Here is a 16105-nt window from a genome sequence, read left to right on the forward strand (position 1 = left end):
CCCATTGCGCCGTCGCATAGAAGTTGCGCAGGCAAAAAACGCCGGAGGGGGCTGTTGGCCGGTGGTCCCTGGGTTTTTCGTTGAATTGGATCTGTAACGTCGCGGCATCAACGCCTACCGTGGCAACACCTGTCTGCGCTGCGAGGTCTTTCCATGAATCCGCGTCTGGACTACTACAGCGCGTCACCCAAAGCGATGAAAGCGATGATTGCCATGGAGGCATTGACCGGCAATTTGAGCATCGAGGCCGCTTTGCTGCACCTGGTCAAAATCCGTGCCTCGCAACTCAACGGCTGTGCGTTCTGCACCGACATGCACTCGGTGGATGCCCGGCGCCTCGGCGAGACGGATCGGCGTTTGTATTCGATCGTGGTCTGGCGTGACAGCGGCTTCTTCAACCCTCGGGAGCGGGCGGCTTTCGCCTGGACCGAAGCAGTCACTTTGCTTTCTGAAAGCCACGTGCCGGATGATGTTTACACCCAGGCGCGGGAGCAGTTCAGTGAAGGCGAATTGGTGGATTTGACCATTGCCGTGACCACCATCAATAGCTGGAATCGGCTGGCGGTAAGCTTTCGCCAGACGCCCAGCGATTGAGCATCTCAAGTCGAACACAAAGTCCGCGTACACCACAAATCTCTGAGGAGCGCCGAAGGCTGCGATCTTTGACTTTGATTTTTAAAAACCAGATCAAAAGATCGCAGCCTTCGGCAGCTCCTACGGGGGTGGGGTGGCTGGTGATCTCCGGCTTACGAATAGTTGCTGGTCAGGCCCGCGTCAAAGAGGCAGAACAGTCTAAGCTCCAGACGCAATTGGCTGAACGTGACACACAAGTGCAGCAATAATCAGTCAAGAATCAGCAGATGTACGGCGCTCGGGTCTAGTTCGAAGAACTGGGCCAGCGCTTTGGAAAATGCAATACGACGAGCCCCTGGTGGCGCTCGCTCACTGAATCCAAGGACGACTTTTATGACTCAATTGATCAGCCACGTATCACCACAATCCCTGACCGACGTGCTGCAAGCCGCCGGTTACCGGGTCAACCAGACCGAACAGAACGGCATTGTGCAGTTGCTCAGCGCCAGCCAGGGCATCGGCTATGCCGTGCGTTTCGGTAACCCGGCAGTGGAGCAGGGCAGCTACGTCGACTTCACTTTCAGCTGCGCCTTGCGCGTGCAGGGCGAGTTGCCGGCCGGGCTGGCGGAACTGTGGAACGCTTCGCGGCGCTTTGCCCGGTTGTCGGTGCAGGGCGAGTTCCTGGTGATGGAAATGGACGTGGTAGTAGCTGCCGGGGTCAGCGCCGATCACCTGAAGGGCAATCTGGAGTTGTGGGATCGCCTGCTGCAGGAATTCATCGTGTACCTGCGTGAATACAGCCAGAACGCCGCGCAATTGCAGGCTCAGGCTGAAACCGCCGAGGCTGCCACGCCAGAGGTTTCGACGCTCTGAAAAAACACTGAGCGTCGATGGCACCGACCTGAACAAATGGCTGGAGGAATCCAGCAGGCCCGTGGCCAGGCACAGAAGTGATGAACAACCCCGATTCAATGTGGGAGCGAGTTTGCTCCGGGTAGCGTTCCGACGATGAGGCCATCACATTCAACGATGAAGTTGACTGATCCACCACCATCGCGAGCAGGTTCGCTCCCACGGGGCAGTTCAGTGGGGCAGTTGAAACAACCCAAACAAGGATCGACAGGGAGTCATCGATGGCATTCACAGAACCCGCAGGACGCCAGGGCATTACCGATTACCGCGCGCCGCCGCATACCCCCGACGCCTGGCTGGCGCTGGCCGCCGGGATCGAGGACGAGGTGACGCAGTATTTTATGGTCAGCGCCCGCTGCGGCTGTTTCATGCAGGCGGCGCGCAGCCTCAATGTCCGCGCCACCTTGCTGCGCAAGCAACTGGCGCAACTGGAGGCGCGTTTACAACGTTCATTGTTCAACTTCCAGGGCAGCGCCCTGAGCCTCAGTCGCGAAGGCCAGCAGTTGCATGCGCAGTTGACCGCCCTGGTCCGGGAGCGCCAGTTGCCCGTGGTCGAGCAGCGCTCGATTCGACTGGCGGTGGCGGAATCTCTGCTGCATGACATCCTCGGCCGCGACCTGGTCTCGCTGCTGCGGCGCAATGCGAGCATCCGCCTGGAAATCATCTCGCTGGACAGTGAACTCGCCCTGCAAGCCATCACCGCCGATGTGGTGCTTTGGCTGGCTGCCGGTGATTCACCGCTACCCGGCCCGACATTTGACACCCATGAGCCGCAGCATTTGGCGCAGTTGAGTTATCTGCCGCACATCGCCAAGCGTTATTCGCGGGTTACGACCCGGCCGGCCAGTGTCGATGACTTGACCGATTTCATGTTGGTGCAATGGCAGCGTGATCGCCAGATCGACTGTTTTCGGCCCTGGAACACCCTGGTGGAACAACGCCTGGCCGGGGTGGTGACATTGCAATCCTATGAATTGATGCTCGACATGATTCGATGTAGCGCCTGCATCGGCCTGCTGCCCGGCTACATGAGCCACTACGATCGCAGCCTGGTGGCGTTGCCGGGGTTGTTCCGCGAGCCGATGCAGCATCAGGTGTGGCTGGCGGTGAATGCCGATTCCGGTGACGTGGCCGAGGTGCAGATGATCGCGCAACTGATCCGCGACACCTTCGCCGAGCGACGGGAGTGGTTTGAGTCCTGAATCAATCCAGTGGCCCGATTACCTGGCGATATTGCTTTGTCACTCAAAACGCATACGGAATGCTGACCTTCGCCCAGAGCATGTCGCCCTCCGGACGGTTCTCGACATCAAACTCCCTGGCCCAGCGAATCTCGGCGCTGGCGTACTTGAGGAAGGTCAGGTGCAGCGCCGGGCCGATGGCGAACACCTGGCCGCGCACGCCGTCGTTCACGTCTTCGCCGTTGAACTGCACGGTTCTGCCGAACTGTTTGTCGTCGGTGGTTTGCTTGAGGTAGTAGCCGTTCAGCCCGAGCATCAGGTCGTCGGTGATCTTGTAGCTGGCGGAATAATCGAAGTGGAAAATCTGCCCCGATTTATAATCGGTGTCCTTGTTTTTCTCGTTGAAGCTGTACGTCGTCTTCATCGACACCTCGGTGTTGTCCGTTGGCAGCCAGGTGAAGGAAAACAGCGGCTTGTAGGTGTAGAAATTGTTGCTGGTATTGGCCAGGCGATCAGGACTGTATTCGCCGGTCGGCACGGTGACCTCCACGGCGGCACCGAGGGTCAGGTTTTTACCCATGTCCCAGAGAATGATCGGCGCAATGGTGGTGTCGCCCATGCCTTCACGGGTGTCATGCAAGCCGAACACCGAGACTTCCTGCTTGAGCCAGGGTTGCGCGATGTAACCGGCCAGCCGCCCACCGAAAATGTGCACCGGGCTCAGGTAATCCAGGCGCGGGATCACGGCGGTGGATTCGATATCGACATCCGGTACCTTGCCGCCGAGGGAACTGATATGGAGTTTGGTGGACGTGTAATGGTTGTAGTAGACGTTGAACGCCACCATGTTGTCCGCAAGGCTGTTTACATCCAGCGGCAGCATGAAGAAACCATCGGTGCCCGGGCCGATATTGTCCACGCCGGCCTCGGTGGCCAAGGCTTGCAAGTGAATGGCAAACACGCCGGCCAGGCTGACGGCCAGTCGCAAGCAGAATGTCGTGCGGGTCGGGTTCATGGGTGTACTCATTATTATTGTTAGGGAGGCACCGCCGGCCGCGCGGGCCGTTGCATAGAAATAAGCTGTCCAGGCCTTGGCCGGCAGGGTATTGGCGGCCACATAGGGGGACTTCTGCGGACAGCCGTTAAACCCTGTGCTAACTTTCCTCGACATAACCGGTAACAAAAATAAGAATTCAGCTTGATCCGGGATGTCTTGCGCCATGCAAATGAAAGTCGTCGACCCTACCTACGAACTGGCGCTGGTTTCGCCATTTCTGCTGCAAACACTGGCCGAAGTCGCCGAGCTCAAAGGGGTCAATCCCGAGAATCTTTGCCGAGGTCTGGGCTTCACCCTTGAAGATCTCCAGGACCCGGCGCAGCGTATTTCCTACCGCCAGGCCGTGGCGATGATCCAGCGCGCGCTCAAGGTCTTGCCCAATCGCGGGCTGGGCTTGTGGGTTGGTGCGCAGAACGTGCTCGGCACCCTGGGTTTGCTCGGGCATGTGTTATCGCTGTGCAAGACCTTGCGCGATGCGTTTGAGCTGGGCATCCGCCATCAGCACACCTCTGGCGGCATCGTGGTGTCGAGCGTGGAGGAGGCGGGCGACCGGGTGTTTGTCGATATCGAATGCCGCCTGCCGTTTACCGACGTGCAGCTGTTTGCGGTGGAGGAGTTTTTTGCCAGCCTGCTGGTGTATGGCCGGGCGTTGGTCGGGGCCGATTTCAAGCCGATGGCGGTGGAGTTCGTCCATGCCGCGCCGGATTACGTCGCCGAATATGAGCGCTTACTCGGGCCGGACGTGCGTTTCGGTTGCCTGCAAAACCGCATGGTGATTGCCGCTCACTGGCTGGATGTGCGACTGCCGAACCATCACTCGCTGGCGTTGCGTCAGGCAGTCAAGTTGCTGGAGCTGGAAGCGGCGCAGGTTCACCAGAAAATTGATCTGATTCAAGCCGTGGAGCGGGCGATTGCCCGGGACCTGACCCAAGGCAGCCACATCGAAAAAATTGCCGGCGACCTGAACATGAGCAGCCGCACCTTGCGCCGCCGCCTGACCGAACATGCCCTGACCTTCGAAACCTTGCTGGAGCAGGTGCGCCAGGCGCGCACCCTGAGCCTGTTGGCCAATCCCGAGATGTCGATCGAGCGGATCACCGAGGAAGTCGGCTACAGCGACGTGCGCAGCTTTCGCCGGGCGTTCAAGCGCTGGACCGGGATGAGCCCGAGCGCGTTTCGCCAGGACTCCTGGCCCGCCCTGTAGCAGCTGCCGAGCACCGCGAGGCTGCGTTCGGTGCAGGCCGCGATCGGACGAAGTCGTCGTGAAATCAGACAATGCGGTGTATCAGGTGGACCGCGTAGCCAGGGTTTACGACGACTTCGTCCGATCGCGGCCCGCACCGAACGCAGCCTCGCGGTGCTCGGCAGCTGCTACAAAACACACAGCTGCCTTTGTCCCGGTTAAACTCAGCCTCTTTTTAAGGAGTTCATATGAGTTACTACCAGCCGGGCATTCTCGCCACCCCCGTTCCGCCTCAAGCCCGTCATATGTTCTTCGCCCTCGAATCCGTCGCCGCACTGCCGGCCGCGCTCGACAACTTGATGCAATGGGTGGACGGCAAGTCGGCGGTGGTCGGTTTCGGTGAATCCCTGGTCAAGGCCCTGCACGGTCAGGTCGAAGGCCTGCGAGCGTTCCCGGCCATGACCGGCGTCGGCGTCGACAACCCGTCGACCCAACACGCCCTCTGGTGCTGGCTGCACGGCGTTGACCGTGGCGAGTTGCTCAATCGCAGCACCGTTATCGAAGCCGCACTGGCCCCGGCGTTTCGCCTGGTGCAGATGAACGAAACCTTCCGCCACCTCACCGGCCACGACCTGACCGGTTACGAAGACGGCACTGAAAACCCTCACGATGAAGCCGCCGTAGCCGCCGCACTGGTCAGCGACGGCGCTGAAGGCAGGGTGGGTGGCAGCTTCGCCGCGATTCAGCAGTGGCAGCATGATTTGAAAGGTTTCAATGCCATGCCGTCCCATGAAAAGGACAACATCATGGGCCGTCGCCTGAGCGACAACGAAGAACTCGACGACGCGCCAATTTCTGCTCACGTCAAACGCACCGCCCAGGAAAGCTTCGCCCCCGAAGCCTTCGTGGTACGCCGTTCGATGCCGTGGATCGAAGGCGACCGCGCCGGCTTGATGTTCCTCGCGTTCGGCTTCTCCCTCGACGCCTTCGAAGCGCAACTGCGGCGTATGAGCGGTCTGGAAGACGGCATCACGGATGGTTTGTACCGCATGAGTCGTCCGATCACCGGCGGCTACTACTGGTGCCCGCCGCTCAAGGACGGTCAGCTGGACCTGCGCGCGTTGCGCATCGGCTAAATCTCAAGGAGTGAATATGAACGTGGTGCGCTGGGGCATGATTGGTTGTGGGGATGTCACCGAACGCAAGAGCGGGCCGGCGTTTTACAAGGCGCCCGGTTCGGCGCTGGTGGCGGTGATGGGACGACGGCTGGAGGCGGTGACCGATTATGCCGCACGCCACGGTATCGCCCGGGTCTACACCGATGCCGAGTCGCTGATCAACGACCCCGAGGTGGACGCGGTGTACATCGCCACGCCACCCGACAGTCACCTCGGTTACGCCCTGATGGTTGCCGCCGCCGGTAAACATTGTTGCGTCGAAAAACCGATGTCGCTGAATGCCGGGCAGAGCCGTGAGATGCAACAGGTATTCAGCGCTGCCGGTTTGCACCTGTTCGTTTCCTACTACCGACGTTCGTTGCCGCGCTTCCAGCAAGTTCGGCAATGGCTGGAAGAAGGGCGGATCGGCGAGGTTCGGCACCTGACCTGGACGCTGACCAAGGCTCCGTCGCCGGCCGATCTGGGTGGCAGCGACAACTGGCGCACCGACCCGGCGATTGCCGGCGGCGGCTACTTTGCCGATCTCGCCAGCCATGGCTTCGACCTGTTTCAGTACTTGCTCGGCGACATCACTGAAGTCGCCGGTTTTACTGCGCGGCAAGCCGGGTTGTATGCGGCTGAAGATGCTGTCAGCGCCAGTTGGCGCTTTGCGTCGGGTGCTACGGGGATGGGCTGCTGGAATTTTGTGGCGGATCGGCGTGAGGATCGGGTTGAGGTGATTGGCAGCAAGGGCCGGATCAGCTTTTCGGTGTTTGATCAGCATCCCGTTCAGCTTGAAGCCGAGGAAAACATCAGCCTGCACATCGACCATCACGAACATATCCAGTGGCACCACGTGCTGGGGATGAATGCGCATATCCGTGGCGAAGTGCAGTACCCGGCGGTGGCCGCAGAGGCGCTGAAAACCGATTGGGTGATGGACCAGATTCTCAAGCGCGGCTGAAAAGATCAAAGATCGCAGCCTTCGGCAGCTCCTACAGGTGTACGCAATCCCCTGTAGGAGCTGCCGAAGGCTGCGATCTTTTGATTTTGCTTTTGACCCGAATCTAACCTTATGCTCAAACAGTATTTCTCAACCCCCGCCTCATCTCTCTAAGATCACGTCATAACTCGTTATGACAAGTGATCCCAGATGACCGATAACGTTCTCTCCCTAAGCAGCGTCCCCCTGCACACTCAACTGCGCGACGTGCTCCGTGCCCGGATCCTCGACGGCGAATACCCGCAAGACAGCCAGATGCCGTCCGAAAGCGAACTCGGTGCGCTGTTCAAAGTCAGCCGCATCACCGTGCGCCAGGCCCTCGGCGATCTGCAAAAAGAAGGGTTGATCTTCAAGATTCACGGCAAAGGCACCTTCGTTGCCAAACCCAGGACGTTCCAGAACGTCAGCACCCTGCAAGGCCTGGCCGAGTCCATGACCGGTCGCGGCTACGAGGTGATCAACCGCCTGCGCAGCTTCAAATTCATCGCCGCCGACAAACTGGTCGCCGAACGTTTGCAGGTCGCCGAAGGCGAAACCGTGGCGCAGATCAAACGCGTACGGCTGATCAACCGTGAGCCGATCTCGCTGGAAATCACCTACCTGCCCAACGCCATCGGCGAGCGGCTGGAGAAGGCTGACCTCGTCACCCGCGACATCTTCCTGATCCTGGAAAACGACTGCGCACTGGCCCTCGGACATGCCGACCTGGCCATCGACGCGGTGCTGGCCGACAGCGACCTGGCCCAGGCGCTGAACGTCGAACCCGGCTCGCCGATCATGCGCATCGAGCGCCTGACCCACGACGCCAGCGGTCAGCCCGTGGACTTCGAACACCTTTACTACCGCGGTGATGCCTTCCAGTACCGCTTGCGGATCGACCGGCAAAAGGGGATCAGGCATGACTCGCAACGCCATGACTAGAGCCACTCTGGAGCAGGAATACGACATCGTCGTGATCGGCGGCGGCACCGCAGGTCCCATGGCGGCGATCAAGGCCAAGGAGCGCAACCGCGATTTGCGGGTGTTGCTGATCGACAAGGCCAACGTCAAACGCAGCGGCGCGATCAGCATGGGCATGGACGGGTTGAACAACGCGATCATTCCCGGCCACTCGACGCCGGAGCAGTACACCAAGGAAATCACCATCGCCAACGACGGCATCGTCAATCAGGCAGCGGTGTATGCCTACGCGACTCACAGTTTCGAAACCATTGAGCAACTGGACCGTTGGGGCGTGAAGTTCGAGAAGGACGAAACCGGCGACTACGCGGTGAAAAAGGTCCATCACATGGGCGCCTACGTGCTGCCGATGCCCGAAGGGCACGACATCAAGAAAGTCCTGTATCGCCAGTTGAAGCGGGCGCGAGTGAGCATCACCAATCGGCTGGTCTGCACCCGTTTGCTGAAGGACGAAGAGGGCGCGGTCAACGGTGTGATGGGCTTCGATTGCCGCACTGCCGATTTCCATGTGATCAAGGCCAAAGCCGTGATCCTCTGCTGCGGCGCTGCCGGGCGCCTGGGTTTGCCATCCTCAGGTTACCTGATGGGCACCTACGAAAACCCGACCAATGCCGGTGATGGTTACGCGATGGCGTATCACGCCGGTGCCGAGCTGGCGAACCTCGAATGCTTCCAGATCAACCCGTTGATCAAGGATTACAACGGCCCGGCCTGCGCCTACGTCACCGGTCCATTGGGTGGCTACACCGCCAACAACAAGGGCGAGCGCTTTATCGAGTGCGACTACTGGAGCGGCCAGATGATGTGGGAGTTCCATCAGGAACTCGAAAGCGGCAACGGCCCGGTGTTTCTCAAGCTCGATCACCTGGCCGAGGAAACCATCCAGAACATCGAAGAGATCCTGCACAGCAACGAGCGCCCGAGTCGCGGCCAGTTCCACGCCAATCGTGGCACCGACTACCGAACGCAAATGGTCGAGATGCATATCTCCGAAATCGGCTTTTGCAGCGGTCATTCAGCGTCGGGGGTTTGGGTCAACGAGCGGGCCGAGACCTCGGTAAAGGGTTTGTATTCGGCGGGTGACATGGCGGCGGTGCCGCACAACTACATGCTTGGTGCGTTCACTTATGGCTGGTTTGCCGGCACCAACGCGGCGGACTTTGTCGCCGGGCGCGAATTTTCCTCGGTCGATACCCAGCAGATCGAAACGGAAAAACTAAGGGTCTACGCGCCACTGGACCGCGAACACGGTCTGCCACCAGCCCAGGTCGAATACAAGCTGCGGCGCTTGGTGAATGACTACCTGCAACCGCCGAAAGTGACCAGGAAGATGCAAATCGGCCTGCAACGCTTCAGCGATATCCAGCGCGACCTCGATCAGATCAAGGCCCATAACGCCCACGAACTGATGCGCGCGATGGAAGTCAGCATGATCCGCGACTGCGCCGAGATGGCCGCCGGGCCTCGTTGTTTCGCGCCGAAAGTCGCTGGGGGCTTTACCACTACCGGGTCGACCACCCGCAACGCAACGACAGCGACTGGTTCTGCCATTGCCACCTGAAGAAGGGCGACGACGGCCAGATGAGCAGTTTCAAGAAAGCCGTCGAGCCTTACATCATCCCGCTCGATGCCGAAGAAATGCAGGCTTACGACCGGCTGCGGGTCGGCGCGTTTGCGGCCTGACGCCTAAACCAAGAGAGCACCAGGAGAGTCCGAACCATGGCCTATCAACCCCAGGAAATCTTCTTCCGCTCCAACGCGCCGGTTACGGTCGATGAGGACCTGTGCATCGCCCACAAAGGCTGCACCGTGTGCGTCGACGTCTGCCCGATGGACCTGCTGGCGATCAACCCGGCCACGCAAAAGGCCTACATGGCGTTCGACGAATGCTGGTACTGCATGCCCTGTGAAAAGGACTGCCCGACCGGAGCGGTGAAAGTCGAAATCCCGTACCTGTTGCGCTGAAACACAGTTCCAATGTGGGAGCGGGCTTGCTCGCGAAGGCGTCGGTATATCCAGCATTGATGCCGACTGACCCGCCGCTTTCGCGAGCAAGCCCGCTCCCACATTGGATCGAAGTCGAACACAAATACCGCGCTCACCAACGATCAACTGTGGGAGCGAGCTTGCTCGCGAAGGCGTCGGTATATCCAGCATTGATGCCGACTGACCCGCCGCTTTCGCGAGCAAGCCCGCTCCCACATTGGATCGAAGTCGAACACAGATACCGCGCTCACCAACGATCAACTGTGGGAGCGGGCTTGCTCGCGAAGGCGTCGGTATATCCAGCATTGATGTTGACTGACCCGCCGCTTTCGCGAGCAAGCCCGCTCCCACATTGGATCGAAGTCGAACACAGATACCGCGCTCACCAACGATCAACTGTGGGAGCGAGCTTGCTCCGGGCGGCGTTCCGACGATGAGGCCAGCCCAAACAACGCTAAAAGCCATCCGGCAGCACCGGACGCCAGATTCAAAACACCCCTCGTTTCCCACCGCGCCCTGATCGCGGCGGAGACGAATATCCTGAAAACGATTCGAGGGGATTCACCCATGTCTTTGCAAACATTGCTACGTGCAGCATTAGCCGGTCTGGTACTGGCCTCATTCACCTTGCCGGCTTCGGCTGAAACCATCCGCATTGCCATCGGCACCCAGGACACCACCATCAATTGCGCCGCGGGCGGTCTGTTGATTCGTGAACTCGGGCTGCTGGATAAATACCTGCCCCACGATGGCCAATACAAAGACGCCAACTACGAGGTGGAGTGGAAGAACTTCACCAGCGGCGCGCCTCTGACCAACGAGATGGTCGCCGGCAAGCTCGACTTCGGCGCCATGGCCGATTTCCCCGGCGCGTTCAACGGCGTGGCGTTTGAAACCGTCGGTAAGCACAGCCTGTTTATCAGCGTGCTCTCGGGCAGCATCAAAGGCAGCGGCAACGGCATCGTGGTGCCGAGCGCGTCGGGCGTGCAGTCGCTGGCGGAGTTGAAGGGCAAGACCATTTCCGTGCCGTTCGCTTCCACCGCGCACGGCATGTTGTTGCGTGCCGTGGCTGCCCAGGGCTGGGACCCGCTCAAGGACGTGAACATCATCGCCCAGCCGCCGGAAGTTGCCGGCTCGGCGTTGCAGGCCGGGAAGATCGATGCCCACGCCGACTTTGTGCCGTTCGCTGAACTGTTCCCCAGTCGTGGTTTCGCCCGCAAGATTTATGACGGTGCCCAGGCCAATGCGCCGACGTTCCATGGTGCTTTGGTTGATCAGGCCTACGCCAGGAAGTACCCGGAAATCGTCGTGGCTTACCTGCGGGCGAGCATCGAGGCCAATCAGCTGCTGGCCGCGGAGCCGGAGAAGTACAGCGAGTTGATCGCCAAAGTCACCGGAGTCGACGCCGAGGTCAATTACCTGTTCCACGGTCCACTGGGCGTGCAGACCCGCGACCTGAGCTGGAAACCGGAATACCGTCAGGCGCTGGGTACGGCCATCGATACCCTCAAGCTGCTGAAAAAGGCTGATCGCGGGCTCGATCTCAATACGTTTATTGACGATCAATACATTCGCGCCGCGTTCAAGGCTTCGAACCTGGATTACACCGCGCAACTGGCCAACTACGCGCAGGCGCCGCTCAAGGCAGTGGATGCGTCGAGCGGCAAGACCATCAGCGATTTCAGCCATGTGGCGCAAATTTGGGTGCGCGGCGAGCCGAAAGTCCGGCAGTACGCTTCGGCGGAATCGGCGTTCACTGCGTTGGCTGCCCTGAAGCAGGACGGCAAAAACATCCGCGCCGTGTATGCCCAGGCGAGTGACAGCGGGATCAAGTTGCTGGCCGATCAGGCGTGGTTTGCCAGTGACGCGAAAGGCCGGCTCAGTGCGTTCCTGCTCAAGGGCCAGGCCCAACAATTCGCCACGGCCCAGGGCGGCAAAGTCTTCGACTTCACCGATGCCACCACCCAGGCCGTTGCCACCCGATAAAAGGCCCTTACACCGGTTCCCCGTAGGAGCTGCCGAAGGCTCGGGCCGCGTTCGGACGATCTTTTGATCTTGATCTTTTCGGTGCCGATGAAGATCACAAGCAAGATCAAAAGATCGTCCGAACGCGGCCCGAGCCTTCGGCAGCTCCTACAGGGTGATGTGTTCGTCATTGGAAGTTATGTATGTCCGGATCCTATTTGCGCTGGCTCCCCCGAGCCGCCTCACTGCTGCTCTGCCTTTTATTCTGGCAACTCGCAGCGAGCGGTCACTGGAACCTTGGCCTGGTCACCTTCGCCAACGTCCCGAGCCCACTGGCCGTGATCCACGCCGCGTTGGGCCTCGGCGACTCCGGCAGGCTCGGCCAACATCTCGCCGCCAGCCTCAGTCGGGTCTTCGCCGGTTACCTCGCGGCGCTGATCATCGGCATCGCCCTGGGCCTGGCCATCGGCCGCTCGAAATGGGCCGAGGACGTGTTGCTGCCACCGCTGGAAGTATTAAGACCGATCCCTGCAGTGGCCTGGATTCCCTGGCGATCCTGATGTTTCCCTCGTCAGAACTGTCGATGGTCTTCATCACCTTTACCGGCGCGCTGTTCCCGATCCTGCTCAACACCGTGCACGGCGTCGAAGGTGTCGACCCACGGCTGATTGCTTCAGCAAAAGCCTTGGGGCCGGGCGCCGGGCGATCTTGCTGGAAGTGATCCTGCCCGGCGCCGCGCCGAGCATCATCACCGGCCTGGCCATCGGCATGGGCACTTCGTGGTTCTGCCTGGTCACCGCCGAAATGATCTCCGGCCAGTACGGCATCGGCTATTACACCTGGGAGTCCTACACCATCCAGAACTACGCCGACATCGTCGTCGGCATGTTGCTGATCGGCCTGCTCGGGATGGGCAGCAGCCTGCTGATCAAACGCCTTGGCGGCTTGTTCACGCCTTGGCATCGACCACGAGGAAAAGCCTGATGAGCGTCTTTCAACACCCGCAAGGGCGAATCGAGATTCACGGCTTGTCGATCAGCCTGGGGGAGAGCCGCGCGACGTTCGAAGCCGTTCAAGGCCTGGATTGTCAAATCGAAGCGGGGCAGTTCGTGTGTATTCTCGGACCCTCCGGTTGCGGTAAATCCACGTTGCTCGGCGCTCTGGCCGGGCACCTGCAACCGCGTTCCGGCACCTTGACCGTCGATGGCGCGCCGATCTCAGGCCCATCACCCCAGCGCGGCATGGTGTTCCAGCACCACACGCTGTTCCCTTGGCGCACGGTGCGCGACAACGTCGCTTTCGGCCTGAAAATGCGCGGTATCGGCAAAGTCGAACGCCATAAAGCTGCCGATGAAATCCTGGCGTCAGTGGGGTTGCAAGGCTTTGCCGAACGCTGGCCGGATCAGCTCTCTGGTGGCATGCAGCAACGGGTCGAAATCGCCCGGGTGCTGATCAACCGCCCACGGCTGTTGCTGATGGACGAACCCTTCGGCGCCCTCGACGCCCTGACCCGGCTGAACATGCAGGAACTGTTGCTGGACATCTGGATGCGAATTCGCACCACCGTGGTGTTCGTCACCCATGACATCGACGAGGCGCTGTTCCTCGCTGATCGCCTGCTGGTGATGAGTTCGCGGCCGGGTCGAATCATCGAAGATCTGCACCTGGACTGCCCCCGTCCACGCACCACCGAACGGGTGACAAGCCACGAATTTTCCCGCTTGAAGCGTCATTGCCTCGAGTTGCTGCGTCACGAGGACGGTCGGCAGTTACCCCGCCTGAACCCCCTCGGACTTCCCCCTGAAAACAAACTGCCGCGGTTTGCCCTATGACCTCTCTATTCGATGTGACCGATAACGCCGACATCCTTGTCCTGCAACTGCGCCTGACCGACGAAGACCCTGGCGTGCGCCGCATCGCGCTGATCGAACTGGCTGATCTTGAAGAGCCGGAAGGTTTGCTTTGGCTGGTCGATCGCCTGGCGCAAGACCCGACCGAAGACGTCCGCGCCGAAGCCGCCCGGCTGCTGGAAGCCTGGGAGGATGAACCGGTGGTTGAAGCGTTGTGCCAGGCGCTGACCGATTCATCGTTGACCGTGCAAGCAGCTGCCGCGCAAAGCCTCAGCCTGCTCAAGAGTGAAGCCGCGGGCCGGGTGATTCTGCCGTGGACCGGGCATGCCGAGGTCAACGTGCGCATCGCCGCGTTCAGGGCCTTGCGCGAGTTGCGTTTTGCCGATGCCGCTGGCGCTGCGTTGGGTGCTTTAAACGATAAAGATGCCAGCGTGCGCCGCGAAGCCGTCGGCGTGCTCGGCTGGCTCAAGCAGCTCGATGCGTTGCCGGCCCTGGCCCGATTGGCCAGCGACGATCCGGACACTGAAGTCCGCCGCGCCGCTACCGGCGCCCTCGGCCTGGCGTCCGACAGTCAAGTCCTCCCGGCCCTGCGCCAGGCCTTGCAGGATCACGCCTGGCAAGTGCGCGAAGAAGCGGCCACCACCTTGGGTAAGGTTGGCCACGTTGACGCCGGTCCGGCATTGATCGAGGCCTTGAGCGACGATTACTGGCAAGTCCGCCTGCGCGCCACCCGCAGCCTCGGCCGCTTGCGCTATGTCCCGGCGCTTGAAGGGTTGATCGAAACGTTAGGCCATCGCATCAGCAACCTGCGCAAGGAAGCGGCGCTGGCGTTGGGCGAGTTGAATGATCGCCAAGCCATCGCCGCATTGCAGGCCGCCCAGGATGATGGCGACCCGGAAGTGCGCAAAGCGGTGCGGATTGCCTTGAGTCAGTTGCAATGAATCCGCTGGCCGTCGGTAATTCCCGGAACAAACAGCAATTGCGGTTGAACTGGCCGGATGGGCGCGAACAATTGCTCGACCATGCCGAGTTGCGCCGTCAGTGCCCGTGTTCGCAATGCCGGGCGTTCCGGTTGCAAGGCCTGACGGTGAAAGTCGATTCGCGGATTCGGGTGGTCGAGTTGAATCCCCAGGGTTACGGCCTGCAACTGGTCTTCAGCGACGGCCACGAACGCGGCATCTACCCCTGGCCCTACCTCTCAGGATTGACCCCAAACCTGTAGGAGCGAGGCTTGCCCGCGAAAGCGTTTTGTCAGGTAAGCCGCCTTCGCGGGCAAGCCTCGCTCCTACAGAGGTAGCGTCCTGCCGCCATTCCTGGCACTGCGCAATGGGCGTAGGAGCTGGCGCAGCCTCGGGCCGCGTTCGGACGATCTTTTGATCTTTGTCTTTAAAAAGCAAAGTCAAAAGATCGCAGCCTTCGGCAGCTCCTACAGGGGGGTTGTGGTGGTCAGAAGGATTGGCTGATGCTCGCCACCACCGTCGCCGTACACACATCGCCATAACCCCAATTGCTGATGCACTGGCTCTGCGACAAATCCGTATCGATGTAGCTCAACCCCAGCATCACTCCGGCCAGTTCGTGACTCAGCTTCACTTCCCATTCGTGGTACGCGTCCTCGGCATGGCCGTCAGAGGCGTACAAACGCGGGTCCTTGAAGTCCATTTCGCCGTAGCGCAGCTTCAGGCCCAGCCCATAGGGCAATTCGGTTTCGTAGCCGATGTAGCTGTACAACGTGCTCTGTTTGCTGTCGATGCCCGGTGCATCCGCCGAGTAATAAGCCCCGAGTTTCACGCCGTAGGCACTGAGAATCCCGTAGACCTCGCTCTGGTTGAACTGGCTCTCTTTCGGATAAGCATATTTGAGATAACCGACGTCCAGGCTAACCGCATCGGTCGCCTGCCATAGCCAGCCGGTGTAGTAATCAAGTTCTTGCCGGGTTTTCAGACCGCCGCCGAAGTCGACATTCGAACTCCACACCCCCACATACAAACCGCTGCCATGGGCCAGGGTGGCGCCGGCCTGCACGGCAGGGTCGTTCTGGGTTTGCGAGATGCCACGGGTTCGATAGTCGCTGGCCAGGGTCAGGTCCACTTGCACGGAAAAATCATCATTCAAGGGGATCGCCTGGCTGCTCAAGGGCAACAGGCTCAAGGATCCGAGGGCGAACAGGGTGAGCGCTTTCATGGGGCAGTGCCTTTGTTGTGATTGTTTTGGGCAGATAGCGGACAAGGCTGCGCCATACCCCGGCGACAAGCGCGGGGCGGGCAGCAAAGGGTTT

14 protein-coding genes and 2 pseudogenes are annotated in these 16105 nt (G+C 60.4%); 14 read left to right on the forward strand and 2 right to left on the reverse strand.

Going from position 1 to position 16105, the window contains the following annotated elements:
• Positions 1–153 precede the first annotated feature (153 nt).
• From JFV26_RS31605 to JFV26_RS31615, 3 genes are all read left to right on the forward strand, one after another.
• Positions 154–594, forward strand: a complete 441-nt coding sequence (locus JFV26_RS31605) for a carboxymuconolactone decarboxylase family protein (RefSeq protein WP_201197478.1) — start codon at positions 154–156, stop codon at positions 592–594.
• 372 nt (positions 595–966) lie between these two features.
• Positions 967–1446 (forward strand): YbjN domain-containing protein, encoded by a 480-nt coding sequence (locus tag JFV26_RS31610; protein WP_201197479.1) that lies wholly within the window; start codon positions 967–969, stop codon positions 1444–1446.
• A 260-nt stretch (positions 1447–1706) separates the two neighbouring features.
• Positions 1707–2687: a LysR family transcriptional regulator gene (locus JFV26_RS31615; protein WP_201197480.1), complete on the forward strand. Its 981-nt coding sequence runs from the start codon at positions 1707–1709 to the stop codon at positions 2685–2687.
• Between the two features lie 43 nt (positions 2688–2730).
• On the opposite strand, the gene JFV26_RS31620 is transcribed toward JFV26_RS31615, so the two are convergent.
• On the reverse strand, positions 2731–3681 hold the full coding sequence (locus JFV26_RS31620; protein ID WP_201197481.1) for a SphA family protein: 951 nt from the start codon (positions 3679–3681) through the stop codon (positions 2731–2733).
• A gap of 205 nt (positions 3682–3886) precedes the next feature.
• Here JFV26_RS31620 and JFV26_RS31625 point away from each other — a divergent pair, with 205 nt between their 5' ends.
• From JFV26_RS31625 to JFV26_RS31675, 11 genes and pseudogenes are all read left to right on the forward strand, one after another.
• A complete protein-coding gene (locus JFV26_RS31625) occupies positions 3887–4927 on the forward strand; it encodes an AraC family transcriptional regulator (protein ID WP_201197482.1) in 1041 nt (346 codons plus the stop codon).
• Between the two features lie 227 nt (positions 4928–5154).
• On the forward strand, positions 5155–6042 hold the full coding sequence (locus JFV26_RS31630; protein ID WP_201197483.1) for a Dyp-type peroxidase: 888 nt from the start codon (positions 5155–5157) through the stop codon (positions 6040–6042).
• 16 nt (positions 6043–6058) lie between these two features.
• Positions 6059–7027: a Gfo/Idh/MocA family protein gene (locus JFV26_RS31635; RefSeq protein WP_201197484.1), complete on the forward strand. Its 969-nt coding sequence runs from the start codon at positions 6059–6061 to the stop codon at positions 7025–7027.
• A gap of 189 nt (positions 7028–7216) precedes the next feature.
• The gene (locus JFV26_RS31640) at positions 7217–7987 is read left to right on the forward strand and encodes a GntR family transcriptional regulator (RefSeq protein ID WP_201197485.1); all 771 of its coding nucleotides are present in this window, start codon (positions 7217–7219) and stop codon (positions 7985–7987) included.
• Positions 7980–9709, forward strand: a pseudogene (locus tag JFV26_RS31645) (fumarate reductase/succinate dehydrogenase flavoprotein subunit). The gene JFV26_RS31640 and the pseudogene JFV26_RS31645 overlap by 8 nt, the downstream one beginning before the upstream one ends.
• Before the next feature lie 36 nt (positions 9710–9745).
• Positions 9746–9991 (forward strand): 4Fe-4S dicluster domain-containing protein, encoded by a 246-nt coding sequence (locus JFV26_RS31650; RefSeq protein ID WP_007946457.1) that lies wholly within the window; start codon positions 9746–9748, stop codon positions 9989–9991.
• Positions 9992–10579: 588 nt separating this feature from the next.
• Positions 10580–11998: an ABC transporter substrate-binding protein gene (locus JFV26_RS31655; RefSeq protein ID WP_201197486.1), complete on the forward strand. Its 1419-nt coding sequence runs from the start codon at positions 10580–10582 to the stop codon at positions 11996–11998.
• A gap of 182 nt (positions 11999–12180) precedes the next feature.
• Positions 12181–12961: pseudogene (locus tag JFV26_RS31660) on the forward strand (ABC transporter permease).
• Positions 12961–13809 (forward strand): ABC transporter ATP-binding protein, encoded by an 849-nt coding sequence (locus JFV26_RS31665; protein WP_201197487.1) that lies wholly within the window; start codon positions 12961–12963, stop codon positions 13807–13809. Before JFV26_RS31660 ends, JFV26_RS31665 begins: the two are co-directional and overlap by 1 nt.
• Positions 13806–14768, forward strand: a complete 963-nt coding sequence (locus tag JFV26_RS31670; protein ID WP_201197488.1) for a HEAT repeat domain-containing protein — start codon at positions 13806–13808, stop codon at positions 14766–14768. Before JFV26_RS31665 ends, JFV26_RS31670 begins: the two co-directional genes overlap by 4 nt.
• The gene (locus JFV26_RS31675) at positions 14765–15049 is read left to right on the forward strand and encodes a DUF971 domain-containing protein (protein ID WP_201197489.1); all 285 of its coding nucleotides are present in this window, start codon (positions 14765–14767) and stop codon (positions 15047–15049) included. The genes JFV26_RS31670 and JFV26_RS31675 overlap by 4 nt, the downstream gene beginning before the upstream one ends.
• Before the next feature lie 224 nt (positions 15050–15273).
• On the opposite strand, the gene JFV26_RS31680 is transcribed toward JFV26_RS31675, so the two are convergent.
• Entirely contained in the window at positions 15274–16011 is a 738-nt protein-coding gene (locus tag JFV26_RS31680; RefSeq protein ID WP_201197490.1) for a TorF family putative porin, read from the reverse strand.
• Positions 16012–16105 lie beyond the last annotated feature (94 nt).

It is taken from the genome of Pseudomonas sp. TH31 (assembly GCF_016650815.1).
Lineage (GTDB): Bacteria > Pseudomonadota > Gammaproteobacteria > Pseudomonadales > Pseudomonadaceae > Aquipseudomonas.

Bases quoted from the DNA above. Each gene is read 5' to 3' on its own strand.
- JFV26_RS31605 (WP_201197478.1), top strand. From the start codon at position 154: ATGAATCCGCGTCTGGACTACTACAGCGCGTCACCCAAAGCGATGAAA.
- JFV26_RS31610 (WP_201197479.1), top strand. From the start codon at position 967: ATGACTCAATTGATCAGCCACGTATCACCACAATCCCTGACCGACGTG.
- JFV26_RS31615 (WP_201197480.1), top strand. From the start codon at position 1,707: ATGGCATTCACAGAACCCGCAGGACGCCAGGGCATTACCGATTACCGC.
- JFV26_RS31620 (WP_201197481.1), bottom strand. From the start codon at position 3,681: ATGAACCCGACCCGCACGACATTCTGCTTGCGACTGGCCGTCAGCCTG.
- JFV26_RS31625 (WP_201197482.1), top strand. From the start codon at position 3,887: ATGCAAATGAAAGTCGTCGACCCTACCTACGAACTGGCGCTGGTTTCG.
- JFV26_RS31630 (WP_201197483.1), top strand. From the start codon at position 5,155: ATGAGTTACTACCAGCCGGGCATTCTCGCCACCCCCGTTCCGCCTCAA.
- JFV26_RS31635 (WP_201197484.1), top strand. From the start codon at position 6,059: ATGAACGTGGTGCGCTGGGGCATGATTGGTTGTGGGGATGTCACCGAA.
- JFV26_RS31640 (WP_201197485.1), top strand. From the start codon at position 7,217: ATGACCGATAACGTTCTCTCCCTAAGCAGCGTCCCCCTGCACACTCAA.
- JFV26_RS31650 (WP_007946457.1), top strand. From the start codon at position 9,746: ATGGCCTATCAACCCCAGGAAATCTTCTTCCGCTCCAACGCGCCGGTT.
- JFV26_RS31655 (WP_201197486.1), top strand. From the start codon at position 10,580: ATGTCTTTGCAAACATTGCTACGTGCAGCATTAGCCGGTCTGGTACTG.
- JFV26_RS31665 (WP_201197487.1), top strand. From the start codon at position 12,961: ATGAGCGTCTTTCAACACCCGCAAGGGCGAATCGAGATTCACGGCTTG.
- JFV26_RS31670 (WP_201197488.1), top strand. From the start codon at position 13,806: ATGACCTCTCTATTCGATGTGACCGATAACGCCGACATCCTTGTCCTG.
- JFV26_RS31675 (WP_201197489.1), top strand. From the start codon at position 14,765: ATGAATCCGCTGGCCGTCGGTAATTCCCGGAACAAACAGCAATTGCGG.
- JFV26_RS31680 (WP_201197490.1), bottom strand. From the start codon at position 16,011: ATGAAAGCGCTCACCCTGTTCGCCCTCGGATCCTTGAGCCTGTTGCCC.